This is a genomic window from Pseudomonas fluorescens, from assembly GCF_902497785.1.
Taxonomy (GTDB): Bacteria; Pseudomonadota; Gammaproteobacteria; order Pseudomonadales; family Pseudomonadaceae; genus Aquipseudomonas; species Aquipseudomonas fluorescens_BO.
In genome coordinates, this window is record NZ_CABVHK010000026.1 from 25,935 (window position 1) to 45,900 (window position 19,966).

The 19,966-nt window shown below is 55.2% G+C and carries 21 protein-coding genes and 1 pseudogene; 9 read left to right on the forward strand and 13 right to left on the reverse strand.

Annotated features, from left to right (window positions below; all coding sequences use genetic code 11):
- Positions 1–66: 66 nt before the first annotated feature.
- The 3 genes from F8N62_RS29055 to F8N62_RS29065 all read right to left on the reverse strand — a co-directional run bounded on the left by F8N62_RS29055 (position 67) and on the right by F8N62_RS29065 (position 3,245).
- Positions 67–1,014: a copper resistance protein B gene (locus F8N62_RS29055; RefSeq protein WP_181004894.1), complete on the reverse strand. Its 948-nt coding sequence runs from the start codon at positions 1,012–1,014 to the stop codon at positions 67–69.
- A gap of 10 nt (positions 1,015–1,024) precedes the next feature.
- On the reverse strand, positions 1,025–2,887 hold the full coding sequence (locus tag F8N62_RS29060; RefSeq protein ID WP_150580686.1) for a copper resistance system multicopper oxidase: 1,863 nt from the start codon (positions 2,885–2,887) through the stop codon (positions 1,025–1,027).
- Positions 2,888–3,035: 148 nt separating this feature from the next.
- A complete protein-coding gene (locus F8N62_RS29065) occupies positions 3,036–3,245 on the reverse strand; it encodes a co-regulatory protein PtrA N-terminal domain-containing protein (RefSeq protein WP_150580687.1) in 210 nt (69 codons plus the stop codon).
- A 285-nt stretch (positions 3,246–3,530) separates the two neighbouring features.
- Here F8N62_RS29065 and F8N62_RS29070 point away from each other — a divergent pair, with 285 nt between their 5' ends.
- The 6 genes and pseudogenes from F8N62_RS29070 to F8N62_RS29095 all read left to right on the forward strand — a co-directional run.
- Complete coding sequence (locus F8N62_RS29070) at positions 3,531–3,926, forward strand: hypothetical protein (protein WP_150580688.1); 396 nt, start codon at positions 3,531–3,533, stop codon at positions 3,924–3,926.
- 99 nt (positions 3,927–4,025) lie between these two features.
- Positions 4,026–4,424, forward strand: a complete 399-nt coding sequence (locus F8N62_RS29075; RefSeq protein ID WP_150580689.1) for a hypothetical protein — start codon at positions 4,026–4,028, stop codon at positions 4,422–4,424.
- A gap of 126 nt (positions 4,425–4,550) precedes the next feature.
- Positions 4,551–4,802 (forward strand): DUF2933 domain-containing protein, encoded by a 252-nt coding sequence (locus F8N62_RS29080; protein ID WP_150580690.1) that lies wholly within the window; start codon positions 4,551–4,553, stop codon positions 4,800–4,802.
- Positions 4,803–4,892: 90 nt separating this feature from the next.
- Positions 4,893–7,163 carry a heavy metal translocating P-type ATPase gene (locus F8N62_RS29085; protein ID WP_150580741.1) on the forward strand — a complete coding sequence of 757 codons (2,271 nt, stop codon included), beginning with the start codon at positions 4,893–4,895 and terminating at the stop codon, positions 7,161–7,163.
- A gap of 114 nt (positions 7,164–7,277) precedes the next feature.
- Positions 7,278–7,550 carry a heavy-metal-associated domain-containing protein gene (locus F8N62_RS29090; protein WP_099455459.1) on the forward strand — a complete coding sequence of 91 codons (273 nt, stop codon included), beginning with the start codon at positions 7,278–7,280 and terminating at the stop codon, positions 7,548–7,550.
- A gap of 69 nt (positions 7,551–7,619) precedes the next feature.
- Positions 7,620–7,703, forward strand: a pseudogene (locus tag F8N62_RS29095) (DUF411 domain-containing protein); the annotation flags it as partial.
- Between the two features lie 49 nt (positions 7,704–7,752).
- Here the strand turns inward: F8N62_RS29095 and F8N62_RS29100 are convergent.
- From F8N62_RS29100 to F8N62_RS29115, 4 genes are all read right to left on the reverse strand, one after another.
- A complete protein-coding gene (locus tag F8N62_RS29100; protein ID WP_099455460.1) occupies positions 7,753–8,031 on the reverse strand; it encodes a hypothetical protein in 279 nt (92 codons plus the stop codon).
- 55 nt (positions 8,032–8,086) lie between these two features.
- The gene (locus F8N62_RS29105; RefSeq protein WP_099455461.1) at positions 8,087–8,470 is read right to left on the reverse strand and encodes a hypothetical protein; all 384 of its coding nucleotides are present in this window, start codon (positions 8,468–8,470) and stop codon (positions 8,087–8,089) included.
- 90 nt (positions 8,471–8,560) lie between these two features.
- Complete coding sequence (locus F8N62_RS29110) at positions 8,561–9,007, reverse strand: hypothetical protein (protein WP_099455462.1); 447 nt, start codon at positions 9,005–9,007, stop codon at positions 8,561–8,563.
- Between the two features lie 41 nt (positions 9,008–9,048).
- A complete protein-coding gene (locus tag F8N62_RS29115; RefSeq protein WP_224787153.1) occupies positions 9,049–9,441 on the reverse strand; it encodes a DUF6957 family protein in 393 nt (130 codons plus the stop codon).
- Between the two features lie 226 nt (positions 9,442–9,667).
- Between F8N62_RS29115 and F8N62_RS31610 the strand changes: the two genes are divergently transcribed.
- On the forward strand, positions 9,668–10,159 hold the full coding sequence (locus F8N62_RS31610) for a helix-turn-helix domain-containing protein (RefSeq protein WP_157767052.1): 492 nt from the start codon (positions 9,668–9,670) through the stop codon (positions 10,157–10,159).
- Between the two features lie 403 nt (positions 10,160–10,562).
- On the opposite strand, the gene F8N62_RS29125 is transcribed toward F8N62_RS31610, so the two are convergent.
- Positions 10,563–11,030, reverse strand: a complete 468-nt coding sequence (locus tag F8N62_RS29125) for a 3'-5' exoribonuclease (RefSeq protein WP_122257738.1) — start codon at positions 11,028–11,030, stop codon at positions 10,563–10,565.
- Positions 11,031–11,496: 466 nt separating this feature from the next.
- On the opposite strand from F8N62_RS29125, the gene F8N62_RS29135 reads away from it, so the two are divergent.
- Positions 11,497–11,832 (forward strand): hypothetical protein, encoded by a 336-nt coding sequence (locus F8N62_RS29135; RefSeq protein WP_099455465.1) that lies wholly within the window; start codon positions 11,497–11,499, stop codon positions 11,830–11,832.
- Positions 11,833–12,088: 256 nt separating this feature from the next.
- Here the strand turns inward: F8N62_RS29135 and F8N62_RS29140 are convergent, their stop codons facing one another.
- On the reverse strand, positions 12,089–13,051 hold the full coding sequence (locus F8N62_RS29140) for an arsenic resistance protein (RefSeq protein ID WP_099455466.1): 963 nt from the start codon (positions 13,049–13,051) through the stop codon (positions 12,089–12,091).
- Positions 13,052–13,144: 93 nt separating this feature from the next.
- On the opposite strand from F8N62_RS29140, the gene F8N62_RS29145 reads away from it, so the two are divergent.
- The gene (locus F8N62_RS29145) at positions 13,145–13,579 is read left to right on the forward strand and encodes a MerR family transcriptional regulator (protein ID WP_099455467.1); all 435 of its coding nucleotides are present in this window, start codon (positions 13,145–13,147) and stop codon (positions 13,577–13,579) included.
- 151 nt (positions 13,580–13,730) lie between these two features.
- Here the strand turns inward: F8N62_RS29145 and F8N62_RS29150 are convergent, their stop codons facing one another.
- Genes F8N62_RS29150 through F8N62_RS29165 form a run of 4 tightly spaced genes read right to left on the reverse strand, consistent with a single transcriptional unit; the run spans position 13,731 to position 19,961 of the window.
- On the reverse strand, positions 13,731–14,072 hold the full coding sequence (locus tag F8N62_RS29150) for a copper-binding protein (protein ID WP_099455468.1): 342 nt from the start codon (positions 14,070–14,072) through the stop codon (positions 13,731–13,733).
- Positions 14,069–17,227 (reverse strand): efflux RND transporter permease subunit, encoded by a 3,159-nt coding sequence (locus tag F8N62_RS29155; RefSeq protein WP_099455469.1) that lies wholly within the window; start codon positions 17,225–17,227, stop codon positions 14,069–14,071. The genes F8N62_RS29150 and F8N62_RS29155 overlap by 4 nt, the downstream gene beginning before the upstream one ends.
- On the reverse strand, positions 17,224–18,708 hold the full coding sequence (locus F8N62_RS29160; RefSeq protein WP_099455470.1) for an efflux RND transporter periplasmic adaptor subunit: 1,485 nt from the start codon (positions 18,706–18,708) through the stop codon (positions 17,224–17,226). Before F8N62_RS29160 ends, F8N62_RS29155 begins: the two co-directional genes overlap by 4 nt.
- A complete protein-coding gene (locus F8N62_RS29165; protein WP_150580694.1) occupies positions 18,705–19,961 on the reverse strand; it encodes a TolC family protein in 1,257 nt (418 codons plus the stop codon). The genes F8N62_RS29160 and F8N62_RS29165 overlap by 4 nt, the downstream gene beginning before the upstream one ends.
- Positions 19,962–19,966 lie beyond the last annotated feature (5 nt).

A 19,966-nucleotide genomic window follows, 5' to 3' on the forward strand; every position in this document is an offset into this window, starting at 1 on the left:
AGGCTCCTCACAGCGCTTAGCTGTTGTAATGAGGTTAGGTAATTATTTGGTGCCGCTAACTTCGATTTAGAACCACACTCGGACGCCGAGCACTAGGCGTGCTTCGTTATTATCTTCGCCTTCATCGCGGGCATAGTCTGCGGTTTTGCCGTAAGCCCGATTCCAAGTTACACCGACGTAAGGTGCGAATTGCGGACGGAATTCGTACCGGAGCCGCAAACCAATCTCACTTTCAGACAGCCCTGATCCAACTCCACGTTGGGGATCGTTTTTGCCATAGAAATTGAATTCTGCCGTCGGTTGCAGAATCAGCTTATTGGTAAGGAGAATGTCGTAGTCACCCTCCAACCGAGCAGCGGTCTGGCCACCTTCACCCAGATAAGCAGTAGCCTGGGCCTCGAAATTGTAGAGCGCAAGGCCCTGAATACCGAAAGCAGCCCACGTTTGTGGGTCGCCTGGTTTGAAGTCTTGACGAACCCCACCGACTAAATCCCACCAAGGGCTAATGGCGTGTCCCCATAAAGCGTGAACCTCAGCTTCTTCAGTCTTTCCATTGGTGCGCTCACCTTCGGTGCGCAACCAAAGGCGATCAACATCTCCCCCTATCCAACCTTGGGCTTCCCAGTTCAGCGCGCTTCCATCGTCAGCATCCTGCCATTCCAGCTTCTCAAATATAAAAAATGAGTTGAGAGCACTGTCATGGACTTCGTGACCACCAGGGGCGTTATAAACTGCGGCTCTGTCAGCATCGGTAAGTGGTGGTATCGGAGTCCGACTTTGAGTTTGTGGCTGCTTGGCGGGCTGCATACCCTCCATTTTGCTGTGATCCATGCCCTTCATCTGGCTGTGATCCATGCCCTGCATCTGGCCCTGATCCATACCCTGCATTTGGCTGTGATCCATGCCCTGCATCTGCCCAGTAGACTCAGCAGCTGCCGGCAAGGCAACACCAGCAGTGAGAGCGACCGTGAGCACAGCTGAGTGCATGCGAGTCCCGCTTAAGAAATTACTCATAGCCATCTCCTTATTCCTCCACGCGCACTTCACGGAACATGCCCATTTCCATGTGGTACAGGAGATGGCAGTGATAGGCCCAGCGTCCCAACGCATCAGCAGTCACTCGGTAGCTACGCTTTGATCCTGGCGGCATATCGATGGTGTGTTTGCGGACAAGGAATTGCCCGTTTTCATCTTCAAGGTCGCTCCACATCCCATGCAGGTGGATGGGGTGAGTCATCATGGTGTCGTTCACGAGAACGAACCGAACTCGCTCGCCGTACTTCAGTTTTAACGGCTCGGCGTCCGAAAACTTCACGCCGTTGAAAGACCAGGAAAACTTTTCCATGTGACCAGTCAAGTGCAGTTCGATGGTTCGACTTGGCTCACGTCCATCTGGATCTTCAAACGTGCTCTTTAGGTCAGAGTACGTCAGTACCTTTCGGCCATTTTCGCGAAGGCCCATACCGGGATCATCAAGCTTCGGCGATGTCGACATTGCTTGCATGTCGACGAGAGGATTGTTGGACTCTGTGGCTGGGTGCGACTGCATTTCTCCCATACCACTCATGCCATCCATGGACATATTGCTGTGATCCATTCCCTGCATGCTGTCCATACCGGACATGCCTTGCACAGCGCCAGAGCTATCTTTCATGGCTCCACCGTCCATACCTGACATACCCTGCATCGAGTCGTCTCCCATACCGCCCATTTTGCTGTGATCCATTCCAGCCATATCGCCCATACCGGCCATCGCACCGTGATCCATACCGGCCATACCCATGTCGGCCATGGTTACTAGAGGTCGAGGGTCTAGCGCAGGTACTGGAGCAGTCATGCCAGACCGGACGGCCAAGGTGCCTCGGGCGTAACCCGACCGATCCATCGACTGCGCAAACAGTGTGTAGGCCTCTTGGGTGGGTTCGACGATCACGTCAAACGTCTCGGCAGTAGCGATTCTGAACTCATCCACGATTACAGGTTTGACGTACTGGCCATCAGCGGCCACAACAGTCATCTTCAAACCTGGGATACGTACATCGAAGTAGGACATGGCTGAACCATTGATGAACCTTAACCTAAGCTTTTCGCCAGGTTTGAAGGTGCCAGTCCAGTTGGAGTCTGGAGCCTGTCCGTTCATCAAGTAGGTGTACGTCGCGCCACTGACGTCCGCAATGTCAGTAGGGTTCATCTTCATCTCGGCCCACATCTTGCGATCAGCGACGGTTGCTGACCAACCTTTGTCAGCCACGTCATTGATGAAGTCACCCACTGTTCGCTTATGGGTGTTGTAGTAGTCCGCCTGTTTCTTCAGTGTTTTCATCAGCGAAGCCGGATTTTCATCCGTCCAGTCGCTAAGCATCACCACGAGGTCACGGTCATACTCAAATGGCTCGGGCTCTTTCGCGTCGATTACCAATGGGCCGTATACACCTACCTGTTCTTGGAAGCCGGAGTGACTGTGATACCAGTACGTTCCGTTCTGCTTGACCTTGAACTGATAGACGTACGTGCCATCAGGCTCAATTCCATGGAAACTAAGGCCTGGCACACCGTCCATGTTTGCCGGAAGGATAATTCCGTGCCAGTGGATAGAAGTCATATCCTTGAGGCGGTTCTTGACCCGCAAGGTCACGGTATCGCCCTCACGCCAGCGCAGCTGGGGCCCAGGAATCCCGCCATTTATGGTCATGGCCGTCCGGGAGTTCCCAGTGATATTTACCGGTGTTTCTCCGATGAAGAGGTCAAACTCTGTACCTGACAAGACATTGGCATCGCCCACTCTAGGGGCGGCCCAGATAGGGGTATGCCAGAGGCCTAAACCACCGAGAATCCCGCCTGCGGTGAGTCCTTTCACAAAGGTGCGCCGAGAGGTTTTGGCTTGCATACCGATTCATGTCCCGTCAGTCGGATGTTAGATGTGCGCACTGGGCGTGCCCCTAAGGGCTAACGCTAGACGAGCTAGTGCGCTTGATGTATCGGAAGATGCCATAAGCCAGCAAACGGGGTGATTACATTTCAGTAAGCTGGTTGGCTCAGCAATGGTGAGGCTGCTTTTCAGCCTTGAGCTTCTCTTGTGCAATATTTTCTTGCGCCTCAGCTCCGGGGGCAGACTTTCCGGTGGCCATTGCCGTCTGGCGAGCTTGTTCCATGCGCTCAACCGCACGGTCGCCGCCACCTTCGGCAAGGGCCAGGGACGATATAGCCAAACTGAGTGTAAGAATCACAACGTTAGTTGCTCTCATAGTGCATCTCCTTCAAGGAATTGACTCTCGTTGAAACCAGAGAGTTTGAGCGTCAGCTCGATGAGGATGATGAAGGGACGCACCTGTCAGCACGCTTAGCCAGTGATTACACTTTTGACAGCATACGGAGAAACTCAACATCTGAAAAATCGACTGGCGTCATGAAATTTGACCGCACCACAGAACCGACAGCCGGCTGCATAAATTGATATAGATCAACCGTGGCACTTCAATGTGGCGTATGTTGAAAAATCAAAATCCGCTAATCAGTACCGGAGATTCTCCATGTTCTGGTTTCGCCATCGTCAACCAACGTTCATACGCCTCGCCGTCGTGCTGTGGGTGTTAGCGTTTGGTCTGGCAGCGACCCAGGGATGTCTGGTACAGCCCAGCCACAATCCGGCTACAACGCATGTCTCGCTGAACACTCCGCAAGATAACGAAAGCCACGACGCCCATGCCCTCGGCTGCCTTCAGCACTGCGCCGATGCGGCGATAGCTGTAAGTCCTTCGCTCCATCTTCAAACATTTGATCTGTTCAGTTGGACGCTTCTGCTCCTTATCCCAGCGTTGCTGATTTTGTATCCCGCCAATCCCTCCGCTTTTGCCTTTCTTGCATTACGGAGCCCTGTACCTGCCAGACCTCCTGCCCGCCTGATTTTCGTCCGTTTCAACGATTAATCCGACCTTCTGCGCGCCCATCTTCGGCGCACTGTCTGACTGCGCCTATCTGGTGCGGCTCGGTATTACCTGAGTTGTCCTGACCCTTTGGAGATTGCCATGCATACCTCATTGAAATTTATCCTCGCCACCTTGCTCGTGAGCAGCCCACTCATGGCCTCGGCAGTCGATGAGCATCACCCGGAGCAGACTCCGACCGCACCCGGCCAGACCAGCGAATCAGCTACGCCGATGCAAAACAATGTCATGACCGAGCAAATGCAAAAAATGCAGGCTGCACACGACAAGGCAGCCGCCGCCAAGACCCCTGCCGAGCGACACGCCGCCATGCAGGAGAGCATGAAGACGATGAAGGACAGCATGGCCATGATGCATAAGAACTGTCATGGCATGGGCATGGGCGGCAACAAAGACGGCATGGAGATGGGAATGATGAACATGATGATGAAAATGATGGATCAGCAATCGAGCATGATGAACATGCCGATGAGCAAGTGACGTGCACAAGCCTGTAGGCAATGCAGCGACGGTTTTACCTTAGCCAATATGCCAAGGGTAAAACTGCCGCCCGTTGAACCTATACGCCGTACCACTGAACAGCACTTCCCTCAGGAGTACAGAACCATGATGAATTCACCACATTCCGCTAACACCGCTCCAACATTTTTGAGGAGCAAACCCGGTATAGCGCTGGGCATGCTGCTGGTGATCGTGCTGTTCTATCTAGCAAGAGAACACTACGGCCATATGTTGGGATTACTGCCTTACATGATTTTGCTGTTGTGCCCGCTGATGCATTTTTTCGGGCACCACCACGGTGGTCACAGTCATCACGGCGACACCTCAGTCTCAACCAAAGATGCGAACAGGAGTTAGCTCATGAACACCCCTGAGGTTCGTCAAGAGCACGGCCCAATACAGAACGCTGAACCCCAACCCACCGGAGCTCACGATCCCGTGTGCGGCATGACCGTGAGTAACGACAGCCAGTTCAGCACGGAATATGAGGGGCAAAACTACCGGTTCTGCAGCCAGAAATGCCAAACGACCTTCAGGGCAGCGCCGGAGCGTTATCGAATATCTCAACTGAAAATCGAACCAGTCCCTCAGACAACAGCAGAACCGTTAACGGGTGCCGCTGAATACACATGTCCCATGCATCCGGAAATTCGCCAGATCGGCCCCGGCGTCTGCCCTAAGTGCGGCATGACCTTAGAGCCGGTGATTCCCGAATTGGAGGAAGAGGAGAACTTAGAACTCAAGGACTTCTCCCAGCGCTTCTGGTGGACATTGCCACTGACAGTGATCGTCACCGTGCTGGCTATGGGTGGGCATGCCCTGGAGCTGTTCCATGGCACCACGCAAAATTGGGTCGAGCTGGGATTGGCTACACCCGTCGTGCTTTGGGCTGGCTGGCCGTTTTATGTGCGCGGCGTGCGCTCGGTGATTCAGCGTAGTCCGAACATGTGGACGTTGATCGGGCTTGGCACGGCGGCGGCCTACCTTTACAGCGTCGTGGCCACCCTGGCCCCCGATGTATTCCCCAGCAACTTCATGATGGAGGGCCGCATCGGTGTGTACTTCGAAGCGGCGGCTGTGATCATCTCACTGACCCTTCTCGGCCAGATGCTCGAGCTCAAGGCTCGCTCGCAAACCTCGGCTGCCATCAAGTCGCTGCTTGGACTGGCCCCAAAAACTGCCCGTCGGATCAATGCCGATGGCACGGAAGAAGACATCCCTCTGACACACGTACACAGCGGCGACACGTTACGTGTGCGACCGGGCGAAAAAGTGCCTGTCGACGGTCAGGTGTTGCAAGGCGAAAGCGCTGTAGATGAGTCGATGCTCACCGGCGAACCGATACCGATCATGAAGAGAGCCGGCGACGCGCTGATTGGCGCCACTCTCAACATTCACGGCAGTCTGGTGATGCAGGCGCAGAAGATAGGGTCGGCGACCCTGCTCGCACAGATTGTGCAGATGGTTGTGCAGGCACAACGCTCAAAAGCGCCGATGCAACGGCTGGCAGATGTGATTGCCAGTTACTTCGTGATCGTTGTGATTGCTATCGCCGCGCTAACTCTACTCGGCTGGGGGCTGTGGGGGCCCGAGCCAAGTTGGGTGTTTGGACTGATCAACGCTGTCGCGGTCATGATCATTGCCTGTCCCTGTGCCCTTGGCCTAGCGACACCGATGTCAGTCATGGTTGCCACCGGCAAGGCTGCTGGCAGCGGCGTATTGTTTCGCGATGCCGCCGCCATCGAAAACCTGCGCAAGATAGACATCTTGATAGTCGACAAAACTGGCACCCTCACTGAAGGTCGACCAGCGTTCCATAGCGTCGGGGCCGTACCCGGATTTACTCAGGATGAAGTGTTGCGCCTGGCCGCAAGTCTCGATCAGGGCAGTGAGCATCCATTGGCCCACGCCATCGTCGAGCAGGCTCGTGCCGCAGGGCTAAAACTGGTGACACCTGAAACCTTCGAGTCAGCCTCAGGTATTGGTGTAAGCGGGCAGGTCGAGGGTCGCCGCCTGATGCTAGGCAATACCGCGTTGATGCAGGAGGCCGGCGTTTCCACAGAGAGCTTGCAAGAACATGCCGAGAAGCTACGCGGCGACGGTACGAGCATCATGTACCTGGCAGTCGATGGCGCCCTGGCGGGTTTGCTGGCTGTTGCCGACCCCATCAAACCCACCACGAAGCTGGCCGTCGAGCGTCTGCAGGCGGATGGCGTCAAGGTCATCATGGCCACTGGCGACGGCCTTACGACTGCTCGCTCGGTAGCTCGCCAGTTGGGCATCGAGGAGGTTCACGGCGAGGTCAAACCGCAAGATAAAGAGCGTCTGGTGGCATCTCTGCAACAAGCCGGACACCGGGTGGCGATGGCCGGCGACGGTATTAATGATGCCCCCGCACTGGCTCGCGCTGATGTAGGTATCGCCATGGGCACTGGCACTGACGTGGCAATGAACAGCGCTCAGGTCACCCTGGTCAAGGGGGATCTGCTCGGTATCCTGCGTGCTCGCAGCCTGTCAGTCGCAACGGTGAGAAATATGCACCAGAACCTGACCTTCGCCTTCCTTTACAACGCCATGGGTATCCCACTGGCTGCCGGCTTGTTCTTTCCACTTACCGGTCACCTTCTGTCACCGCTCATTGCCGCACTGGCCATGAGCGTGAGCTCGGCGTCGGTAGTATTCAACGCCTTGCGTCTGCGCCAGGCTTCCATTGATTGAGTGAAAACGACCGCTTGACCTTGCCATGGCAGCAAGGTTGAGGATAAGCCAACGCCGCAGAAAAGCCTCGTGCGTCAGTCTTTCCATGATCAATTTAGTTGTGAGGAGTCACCAATGAAAACTGTTGAACTGCAAGTCCAAGGCATGAGCTGTGGTTCGTGTGTCAAACATGTCACCGAAGCGCTGCGCCCACTTGAAGGAGTCAGTGACGTAACAGTGGATCTACAAGCCGGACGGGTGGAGGTCAGCGGCGATTCGGACAGTCAAGCGCTGCTTGCGGCCCTGGAGAACGCGGGCTATCCAGCACAGCTGGCGACAGTGGAAAGCGTAGCGAGTAAGAAAACCTCGGGCTGTGGCGGGAACGGCGGCGGTTGCTGCTGCCGGTAAGCATTATTTATAAACAGGAGAACTCCCATTAATGCCAGTCTGCGAATTGCTGCGTTCACGACACTACTCATGACCGGAGCGGCACAAGCCGCTGAAGTCATCGACGTTTACCGCGATCCTAACTGCGGCTGCTGCAAGGCAAACCATCTCCGCTCTATCGCTACCATCATGACGCTTTAGTCAAATGCTTGAAACGTCGTCATCAAAGGTCATCCTGCTCTTCCCGAATGTCGACTTCGCCCATCGCTCCTAGGTAAATCTTGCGACAAGGAAGCTTGGTGATGAGCCCGTTTTCGAAAAGCACCCTGGGAATATCCCCGAACAAGCTCGACACTTCCCATTTCTCTGTGAGCGGCTTCATTGCCTCTGCTATGAATGAATCGAGGTCGAAGTCCTGTGTTGCAACAAAGGGCCCAGCGCGGTCGTAACTCTCAAAAATGCCCGAGGCAATGCAGATGACTTCGCCTGCCTTGACGATCATGACGCCACCTCGAAGCCATTCAGGAGGCTTCGCCAGTTGAAGAAGACCACGACTATTACTGCAACCCTCGCGGGGTGAAGTGGTGCATCCCCTGTGAAAGCCGCAGAAACTCACGCAGACTTGCACGTCCATTGCCCCTCTGGAACGTGGCGATGACGTACCTAGAGTTCACTGTGGTCAGCACCCAAAATCGGCCCTCGCGCTCCGCCTTAATGACGTCAGAAGTCCGGATCGCGTGACCGTCGCCGAACCGTCCATATTGGTCTTTACGGTTGTGACCAAACACGACGCCTAATCCAGCACGAGCCTTTATGGATACTCCGCAGAGATAGGCTGTTATAGGTTTGTCGAAGCCTTGCGCTTGTGCTTTTAGGATTCGTGCGAGATCGAAATCTGTATGTCGTTTTCCATGAAAATTTACATCCAAAGTATTCAGCAAAATTGCACTCCTTTCGCAGCCCGTATGGCGTTACCAGGAAATCCACACGGAACCATCTGCGCTGATATCGTGCGGGATTTTTGGTAAATTTCAGGCTGTACGGATCATGTTCACGTGATAGACCGGACGGAGGTTGCTTAGCACATCACTGCTGAAGCCAGGTTGGTGAGAGCTGTGGTATTTGGAGCCGGTCTCCACCTCCAGCAGGCACACAGCACACTCGTTTTGGTCTTCACCAAGCGTCACTTTGGTCAGTTTCTCCATGCGCCAAACTCCCGTGCCATTCATGTGGGCAGGTGTGACTACTTGCACCTCTGTGATGACCGTCTCCGCGTCCTGGGCAATCAGCAGTTGCTGAAGCCGTGGTTCGCTGTCGATCATCAGAACCGCCTCTGAAATTCTGTCCTCGTACATGGCCTGGACAGTTACGTGATACCAGTGATTACGAAGCACTTTGGATACCTGATGCCATTGGTACTGACCCTCACCGAACATGCCCGGTAGGCCTAGCATGTCGGCGTCGTGTGTTTTAAACATCGTATGTCCTTAGCCTGAATGGGCTCCGATACAGAGCGCAGTTAGAAGAGGGAGAAAACGTCTTTCAGGCTTGCGAGCTGTTCATGACCAGGGCCAATCAACACGTAAACAGAGTTCCTGGTTTCGAACGCAACACCGTCGTGGAATCCGGTACACATGCTTGAACGAACCCAGTCGCCCCGTTCGAAACGGCCTTGGCTGTCCTCGGCCACGTTGTGAGCAAACAGGATCATCGGGAGCTGGCCAGCTGCATGGCATTTGAAGAGTTCGTCGCGAGTGACTTCAATGCGAAATATTGTCCAGTCGCGAACTAGGCAGTAAGGCTTTTTAGGGAATCGTTCAACTGCTAAAGCTCGAGCTTCAGAAGTACCCTCCAGGCCTTCAAGGGGCGTTCTTGACCCTTTCATAAAGTCGGGCTCTTGGACGCTAGCCATAGGGTTCACCTCAATTAATAACCCGGAAATTGACAATTCAATCCCGCTTGTTTGCGCTCGCCCCTCGCAAAGAGTCTCTCCGCATGCCAGTTGCGTTGGCTTGGAGACGTCAATCGGATCACGGGAAGCCAGCCTGAAAGTGCTGCTAGCACCATAATACGGATGATAGTCCGTGTTATGGTGCGACGCAATATGGCCTCATCCTCGATTTGCCTGGGGAAATGTCATGGAGGCCGCAGAAGCCCTTGCTGTAGTAGTACGAGCACTGCGTAGAAGAAAGGGTTTTGCGCAGGAAAACCTGATCACAATTGACCGTTCCTACTGGGGCCGGATAGAGCGTGGTGAAGTTAACATCACGATTGATGTGCTCATTCGTCTTGCAGCGCTAATGGAAGTTGAGCCGGCCTCACTCGTTCTCATGGCGACGTCGCTGCAATCTAATGAGCCGTTCGGGGAGGGCCTCAAACGCGTTTCCAAACAGATGAACAGAATTAGAAAAGAAAGTGTTGATCAGGAAATGGAGTCAATGGCACGAGCCGGAAAACTACCGCCTGGTCGACCCGTCCGATCCGATGCGGCGCGAAAGGCAGCGGAAGCTAATCGTTTGAGCAGCGCGGGCGTGTCTGTGTCAGAAATCGCAGAGAGACTGGAGCTGTCGAGATCGACTGTGCGCAGATATCTGAAAACAATCACGTCCAATCAAACTGATTCCGTATGATTTTCCAATGACCAGCTCCCGGCTAAAAATGTCACAGGAAGGACTGCTGTGGAGAGCTGCGGTAGCTACGTTGCACTGGGCTCGCCAAGAGCCTAGCGTCTCAGAGAATTAACTGCCGTCTTGAAGCCGAATGCAACGGACGTCTCCGTAAGATGTGCAAGGCTAATGTCCCCAATACGGCACATTAACCGTCATTTTTTGGCTCAATGGCCCTATCCGGGCACATTAAGCTGAGCGAATAATGACGATGGCCTCTACTGCATGCACGGATAAGGTAGCGGAGATAACCTTCCGTGTTGTCCCCACAAATCAACTCGGAGACTTGCTCTGTCGTGCGCGCTTTTCATTTCATATTTCGCTCCACTCGATTGGCCCATCCAGACTACTGATTCACTGCCCCTTCTCAGGGTAACCCTTTCCCTGGATTGCTTTTGGTGAACATGCTAGCGATGATACGGGCATCAAGGAGAGCGTGATGCGGAAGCGGATCCCCGTCACTTGAGGCATCTAAAGTGGTTGCGTCGGTGGGGTAATTCCGAACGTTCCTTGGCCATTTACCATCGTCATATGCGAGTTCGCAGAAAAGCTCCCAATCGTACTGTGGAGCGTCTGTGACAATCTCCAGGACTTCGTCGAACGAGGCTAGGAAATCGAGCAATGCAGTTCTTGCCCCAGTAATGGGTTGCGCATTGCCGCCGCCCCACAGCTGCGGAAGCACGATTTCCTTTACGAAATCACTGCAGTCTTCTTCTTTCCAAGCATCGAGCAATTCCACGTAGAATTCGCGCCCATCCTCAGCCACCAATGCGAGTGATATCAGCTTCGCAGCCGCTGAAAGCTTGGTAAACTCGCAATCAAGAAAGACCCTCACCTTGTTAGAACTCCGTAATGACTAGGGCTCGCTTGAATATGGCGCAGGAGGGGCAGCTATGGGAAATGGCCCTCGAGCATCTTGGCTCAGACGGACTCCTCCAAGCGGTCATAGAAATGTGGAGCCGCGCCGCCCCTCCACCCAGACCATTGGTTGAACACTTGTCCACCAATGAGGTGAGTCAGGACGTCTTGAGCATACTGAAAATTGCCCAGCAGCGGGTAGGCGCCATCGTGCCAGGTCGAACGCCTGATGCAGGCACAGTCACGCTGTACACACGTCACGCTAGCAACTTAGTTGACGGGCTCATTACACTGCTGCCAAAGGTGAAGCTTTCGCAAGCCTTACGAGGCTCTTGTCTTGAAATCGAACTGGGGATTTGACGTCCGCGCAGGCTTCTCGAACACCAGTCAGCAACAATCTTATTAAAACTTGCCCAGCGAAATGCGTCCCTTTGAGATGTTCTATGAACTCTGATTTAACTGAAGAAGAAATGCGTCGTGCCCTTTTTGGTACGCCTCAGCCAGAGGAGCAAGTTTCTACTCCGCTAGTGCAGGAGCCTGTGCCAGCAATTGTTTTAACAAAGCCAGCAGAGGCTCCAATAGCCAAGAAGAAAGTGGCGAAAGCATTCACGCCTAGGCTGAGGGTCACGTTACGCGTTGGAAACGAGTTTGAAGGAAAAATGGTCGAGTTGATTCACGAGGCCGACACGTTGAGCTCGTTGCTTGCTGAGCAGGAGGCTGTAAAGGCTGCTAGGAAAAAGTACAAGTACGTGGAAGTGGAATCCGTTAAATCGATGTAGCAAACGCCTCAAGTTTAGGTCGGACAAGTGCAATGTATTTTCAGATCGTCCGCCGACAAGTCACCGTAGAACCCGAGGGGTAGAAGGTTAAAACTTTCTGAAGCGACTGTTCTTTGGTATTTGAAAACCACCAAACCCGAACAGCCGTGATTTTTTAATGATCAGTGGCTGTCTAAAAAATGGCACAGGAGGGCTTCTTGGGGCGCTAATCGGCGGTATCTCGGCCCACTTCGCCCCCACCAAGTGGTGGTTGACGCTACGCTTTTCGCCAAACCAATGCAGGAATTACCCGGATGTAAATTAGCTCGCTGACCAATTCAATCAGCGTTTGGGTGATGACTGCTGCCGCAGCTAGCCCTCTGATTTCTTCGGGTAGAGCAAGTGCCAAGGGCAGAACCACCAACGAGTTCCGTGTCGAGCTACTGAACGCTACTGATCTTGCAGTGATGGCCGGCAATTTGAATGCTCGCGCAACCAGCGCACCAACCAATGGTGCCAAGAGCATGAAACCAATGTAGACAGGAATGACGGGCAGCAGCTTGTCCATGTCTCTGACCACCCCTGAAATCTGAGAGCCGATCACTACGACCAGTACAACCGCCATAGCCGGCACAGGCATCCAAGCCCAAGCATTGTTCCAACCCTCAACGACGCGTGACCTTTTTGCACCGGCAGCTGTTGCTACCGCCAAGACCAAGGGCAAAGCGATCAGCACTACGAAAGCCTCAACAAATGGGCCCACCGATATAACCACCGCCGAGTCATTACCCAGCATGAAGGCCAGATACAGGGGCAGTAGAACAAGCTGTAGCAAGAGTAATAATGGCGTTGCCGCCAGAGTCAGTTTGGAGTCGCCCTTACCGATATGGGTAAACACCACCACATAGTCGATACAAGGCGTCAGCAAGACCAACAGTGCACCCACCAGAATCGCGGGGTGATCCGTTAGGCCCATGGTCAACGCCCAAACCAACAGGGGGATGGCGACGAAGTTGGCTGTGAGCAGCGCCGTCATGAAACGCTTGTTTGCGAGCCCTTCACGGAGATCCAGGAATGGGATCTGTAGAAACATGGCATACATCAGCACAGCGATGGCTGGTGTCACCAACGCACCTAACGCTTGAGAAGCATTAGGTGCGAGCAGACCTCCGATAGCCGCGACAATGACCGCGACGAAGTAGACCGGAATCTGGTTCTTCTCTAGCTGTTCTCTGACCACGAAATGCCCTTAAAACGCGTGAAATCAATTTTCGATTGAGCAGGGTAATATCTGTAGCTACTACAGGTTCAAGAAAATGCTTGGGGAATCCGCATGTCAGGAATCGGGGCGTTGTCTAAATCAACGGGTTGCCACATTGAGACGATTCGCTACTACGAGAAAATAGGCCTTTTACCTCCGGCCCTGCGGTCGACCGGCAGGCACCGAATCTACACAGAGAAGCACCGTTCAAGACTCGTGTTCATCCGTCAGAATCGTGAGTTAGGCTTTCCCCTCGACGATATACGAGAACTCATCGCGCTCGCAGCAGATGCTGATCGTCCGTGTGCTGAAGCACTGTCGGTGGTCAAGAAACACTTGGCTGAAGTAGAGTCTAAGGTCGCTAAGCTGCAGCAGATCCGGGGAGAACTGCTTTCCATGGCTGGCACGTGTGAATCAACCTGCTTGGGTTCAAACACCCCAGATTGCACGATTGTAGAGTCCTTGTTCGAACCCGCTGCCGGGACGCGCTCCGGTTGCTGCTCATAGGCGAATCAAGACGCGTGGGGGAAGAAAGCTGCCATCGAGACCGAATAACGCGAAAGTCTCAAAGGTATATCGAGCGTCCGCATAGCAAAGAGGGATTCTGAAGAGATAAACCGACACGATGAACCGTGCCGGTTTTTTTATCATCGCAGGCTCATTTTCTTATAGAAACGATTGTGGCTTTGCCACCCTCTAGACGAAAGGTAAACGAGACACGGTCTCCGGCTGCCAGCCCTTTCAACTGATCCTCTGTCGCGGAAAACGCCATAGTCATCGGTGGCCATTGCACTGATGGAACAGCGCCATGGGCAATGGTCACGGTATGCTTCGTAGGATCGATAGCCTTGATCGTTCCGTCGGAGGTGGCTACTGAAGCCTGCTTTGTTTCTTGCTTCATTTCCATACCCTCCATTTTCATGCCCGGCATGTCCTCTGCTAGGGCAGAAAAGGACAGCGTAAGTACGGTGCTAGCAGCTGCAATCAGGGTCAGTTTCATACGACTTTTCCTTGAGGGAGGTTGGGTTCATCTTGGAGGTGACGGCGACGCATCAGGCGATACGCTGCCGGAATGACAAACAGGGACAGCAAGGGTGCCGTGACCATGCCGCCGACCATGGGTGCGGCAATGCGGCTCATGACTTCGCTGCCGGTGCCGCTCCCCAGCAGGATGGGTAACAGACCGGCAATGATCACGGCCACGGTCATGGCCTTGGGTCGAACGCGCTGCACAGCGCCTTCACGAATCGCCGCCACCAGCCCGCGCTCAGTGCTGTCGCCGAGGTCTTCACGCTCGGCCCAGGCGTTTTTCAGGTAGAGCAGCATAATCACACCGAACTCGGCAGAAACCCCGGCCAAGGCGATAAAGCCGACTCCGGTGGCGACCGACAGGTTAAATCCCAGCAGATAGAGGAACCATGCTCCGCCCGTTAGTGCGAACGGCAGAGTGGCCATGATCAGTAAGGCCTCATCGAAGCGGGCGAAAGTCAGGTAGAGCAGCACGAAGATGATCAACAGGGTGGCAGGCACCACCAACTTGAGTCGTGCGTTGGCCCGTTCCAGAAATTCGAACTGCCCTGAGTAACTCAGACTCATACCGGGCTGCAACTTGACCTGCTCATTGACGACCCGGCGTAGATCGGCGACCACCGAGGCAATGTCTCGACCACGCACATCGATGTACACCCAGCCTGAAGGCCGTGCGTTCTCGCTCTTGAGCATCGGCGGCCCTTCGCTGACCTTGATCTTCGCCACCGTACCAAGGGTGATCTGAGTGCCTAGCGGGGTGTAGATTGGCAACTGCTCCAAGGCGCCGAGCGAGTCTCGCCACTCACGAGGGTAACGGACGTTTATCGGGAAGCGTGCAAGCCCTTCAATGGTCTCCCCGACGTTTTCACCGCCGATAGCACCAGCCACAATGGACTGCACATCAGCGATATTCAGTCCGTAACGGGCGGCGGCCTTGCGGTCGATATCTATATCGATGTAGCGGCCACCGGTCAGTCGCTCGGCCAGAGCCGAGCTGACACCGGGCACATCCTTGGCCACCCGCTCGACCGCCTGAGTTGCCGCATCGATCTCCGTCAGGTTTGTGCCGGCAACCTTTACTCCGATGGGGCTTTTGATCCCGGTGGCCAGCATGTCGATACGGTTGCGAATCGGCGGTATCCAGATATTGGTCAACCCTGGAACTCGTACCACTCGATCCAGTTCCTCCACCAGTTTCTCCTGGGTCATGCCTGGGCGCCATTGCTCGTGTGGCTTGAACTGGATAGTAGTTTCGAACATCTCCAGCGGTGCCGGGTCGGTAGCGGTTTCGGCACGGCCTGCTTTACCGAAGACGTGTTCAACCTCTGGAACGCTCTTGATCAGGCGGTCGGTCTGTTGCAGCAACTGCGCCGCTTTCTGCGCCGACAATCCCGGCAGAGCAGAAGGCATATAGAGCAGGTCGCCCTCATCCAACGGCGGAAGAAATTCTCCACCCAAGCGCGACATTGGCCATAGCGCGCTGACGAAAACCAATAGCGCCACCAGCAGCGTGATCTTTGGTCGACGCAAGACTGCGTCCAGAGCTGGCTGATAGATCCGAATCAACCACCGGTTCAACGGGTTCTGTTGCTCACTGGGGATTCGTCCTCGAATCCAGTAACCCATCAGCACTGGCACCAAGGTCACTGACAATCCCGCCGCTGCGGCCATGGCGTAGGTCTTGGTGAAAGCCAGTGGGCCGAACAAACGCCCTTCCTGAGCTTCTAGGGTGAACACAGGAATGAACGAAAGGGTGATTATCAACAAACAGAAGAACAGCGCCGGGCCGACCTCTGCCGCCGCTTCGGTCATCACGTGCCAATGACGTTCCCCATTCAGTTCTTCTCCTGGGTTTGCTACATGCCACGCCTCAACCTTCTTGTGGGCGTTCTCGATCATTACCACGGCAGCATCCACCATGGCGCCGATGGCGATGGCAATCCCACCCAAGGACATGATGTTGGCGTTGATGCCTTGGTAGCGCATGACGATGAAGGCAATCAAAATCCCCACCGGCAGGGAGATGATCGCCACCAGCGACGAGCGTAAGTGCCAGAGGAAGATCCCACAAACCAACGCGACAACGATGAACTCTTCGATGAGCTTGTGGCTGAGATTTTCCACAGCGCGGTCGATCAGCTTACTGCGGTCGTAGGTGGTGACGATTTCCACCCCAGACGGCAAACTTTTTTTCAGCTCGTCGAGTTTGGTCTTGACCGCAGCAATGGTCTCGCGAGCATTCTTGCCGCTGCGCAAAATCACCACGCCGCCGACGGTCTCGCCCTCACCGTCGAGTTCGGTGATGCCACGCCGCATTTCCGGCCCCAGCTGGATCGTGGCGACATCGCCAAGGCTCACCGGCACACCGCCCGAGCCCAGCTTCAGTGGGATCGCCCGAAAGTCATTGAGTGTCTTTAAGTAGCCGGAAGCACGCACGATGAACTCGGTCTCTGCCATCTCCAGCACCGCACCACCGGTTTCCTGATTGGCCTTGCCGATAGCATCGGTCACCTCAGATTGAGTGATGCCGAGGCTGGCCAGTTTGAGCGGATCAAGCTGCACCTGGTATTGCTTAACCATGCCTCCCACGGTGGCCACTTCCGCAACGTTCGGTAGGGTCTTGAGTTCAAACTTGAGGAACCAGTCCTGAAGAGCTCGAAGTTGTGCCAAATCGTGCCCGCCACTGCGATCCACCAGTGCGTACTGATAGATCCAACCCACCCCCGTCGCATCCGGCCCCAACGCCGGTTTGGCGCTGGCCGGCAAGCGGCTTTGTATCTGACTCAGGTACTCCAACACCCGCGAGCGAGCCCAATACAAGTCAGTGCCGTCTTCGAACAGCACGTAGACAAAACTATCGCCAAAGAAGGAATAACCACGCACGGTCTTGGCCCCCGGCACCGAGAGCATGGTGGTGGCCAACGGATAGGTGACCTGGTTCTCGACGATCTGCGGCGCTTGTCCTGCATAAGGGGTGCGGATAATCACCTGCACATCGGAGAGGTCTGGCAACGCATCAATGGGCGTGCTTTGCACCGACCAGATGCCCCACGCGGTGACAAACAGTGTCGCGAGTAGCACTAGGAATCGGTTGGCCACTGACCAACGAATCAGGGCAGCAATCATGGCTGACCCCCCGATTTATCCAGGCGTTCAACACGCAAGCCATCATCGGTCTGGCTAACCGCGACCCGAACCTTGTCACCAGCCTTGAGGCCCTGCATCAGCGCCGGACTAGCAAGAGGGAAAGTCATCGTCATGCCAGGCATACCGAGCGTCTTGAAAGGGCCGTGGGCGAGCGTGACTTCTTTGTCGTTGATCTCAACGATCTGACCATCAGCCTCATGAAAACTGGAGGCTGTTTCACTGGGTGGCGACTCTTCCTCCGTGCGAGCAACAATGCCTTTAAGACTGGCCTCCGAGTCGAGCAGGAACTGGCCAGATGTAACCACCTTCTGGCCTGCTTCCAGACCTTTCACTATCGCCGTTTTGCCATCGCTTTCCTGCCCAAGGAGCACCTCCACGGGACGGTAGCGGCCAGCGTCTTCGGCGAGCATCACCAAGGCTCGTCGGCCAGTGCGAATCACCGCCTCACTCGGCACCCACAATACACTTTGCTCAGTCGAACGATTCAGGCGTACCTGCGCCGTCAAACCCGGTCTGAGGCGCCCATCCGGATTGGGTAACTCAACACGTACCCGAAGTGTGCGGCTGTCCGGATTGGTCTCGGGCAAGATCGCGCTGACCTTGCCACTGAGTGTTGTTCCTGGGAAGGCTGGCAGACGCGCTTCCACTGTCTGCCCAACAGTGATAGCTCCGGTATCTGACTCTGGAACGGCTACAGCTAGCCAGACCGTGTCCAAACCATTGACGCGAGCCAGGGTCTCGCCAGTCGTCACGGTCATACCCGCTCGCACATTTAGCTCTTGCAGAACGCCGCTGATGGGGGTGGTTAGCTTCAGGTTCGGCTGGACTATCCCACTGTGCTCTACCTGGGATATCAATGCAGCCGGCATCCCTGTGAGTCGCAGCCGCTGACGGGCCGCCGCTAGCAACTCAGCATCTCCGCTGCGCTTGAGAGCAAGAAACTCTGTCTGAGCCGCCGCCCACTCTGGAACCAAGATATCCGCCAACGCCGCGTTGGCTTTGAGTACATCGCCGGGAGCATGTGCATAGACCCGCTCCACAAAGCCAGTGGTGCGGGGCTGAATCACAGCGACATCACGCTCGTTGAATCCCAATACTCCTGTGACGTTGAGACTGGAGTTAAAGATTCCACGGGTGACTGTCGCAAAACGCAGACCGAGATTTTGAGTCAGACTCGGATCGATACTGACGGTCGCACGATCTCCTGCGCCACCGGCGTACTGAGGAACCAGTTGCATGTCCATAAAAGGGGATTTACCCGGCTTATCGAACTTTTGCTGCGGGTACATGGGGTCGTACCAATACAGAGCCTTGCGTTCCTCTGATGAGTTGGGACTCTGCTCCGGGCTGGCACCAGGTACTCCGCTCAGGCGTTGATGTGCGAACCAGTAACCACCGGCAATACCGAATGCCAGCGAGACGCCTACCAACAATGCCCCGTTCCATTTTTTTAGGATCATTGGCTGGCCTCCCCATAAGCGAAGTACAGACGCGCACTGGTCAGCGCTCGCTGCTCTTCTACGTCGATCTGTTTGAGGCGGGCTTCGATGAGTTCACGTCGGGCGGCAACCACCGCGTTTAAATTGCCCTTGCCTGCCCGGTAACTGGCCATGCTAAGTTCGACCTTTTCCTTGGCCAGCGGCACCAGGCTGTCCTGATTTCTACGCACGGCACGATCCAGACGCTCATAGTCAGCCAGTTCATTTTCCAGCTGCTGGGTGTGCTCGCGTGACAGCGCTTCGCGCTCGGCCTCCAATTGGTTGAGTTCAGCCTGCTTAGCCGCAATCCTGGGGTTTTGGCGAGAGTCGGGAAATAGCGGTAAATCCCAGGAAAGTTGAACGCTGACCATGTCGCCGAACTGACGGTCACGATGCTGATAATCAAGCTCCCAACTCCAGTCCGACTGCTTTTCCGCTTCGGCTTCACGAACTTTGGCTTGCGCTTCGCGGGTCATCGGCGCAAACGCTGCCAACTCGGGGTGGTGTTGCAGCTTATGAGAGTAACTTGAGGTGTCGACGGGCCATTCAGGCAAGCTGCCTACAGGCTTGTCGTTGGCGGCGGAGCCAATCCAGCGTTTGAGGGCCGCACGAGCCTGCGCTCTCTGGAGAATCAGATCGTCCTGCTGCTCCGCCAGTTGAGCTGCTTCCTGCTTGGGTGTCACCGCATCGGCGGGTTGAGCGCGGCCACCGGCAATTTGAGCCCGGACGGTATCGCTCAGCAGGCGGTTTTCTTTGTAGAAGTCCTGGAACAACACATCTTTGCGCTCAACCGAGTAGCTGCTGATCCAGGCCAACGCCGTGGACTGGCGCACTTTCAGACGTTCGACTCGACGCTCCGCAGAGGCACGATCAATAGCTGCATCGGCGACTTCGATACGCGCTTTGCGCTTGTCGCTATTGGGCATCTCCTGCCTGACCCCGACCATCTGCATGGTCATGAAGTCCTGGTTGATACTCCAACGATCCGGGCCGCCAATGGGGTAGTTCTGCACGCCCACCAAGAGTTTGGGATCAGGTAATTCACCAGCAGGGATGGCTGCACTGTTGGCAGCCTGAATTTTCGCGTCTTGTGCGGTCAGCGACGGCGCATTGTTTTCTGCCAGCCGCAACGCTTCATCGAGCGTCAATGCGGCAGCGAAACTCGGCAACGCCAGCACGCTTGCCGCTAGCCCGGCCACGAGAGACCAGCCTGTGCAATTGCACTTGGAGTTCATGTTTA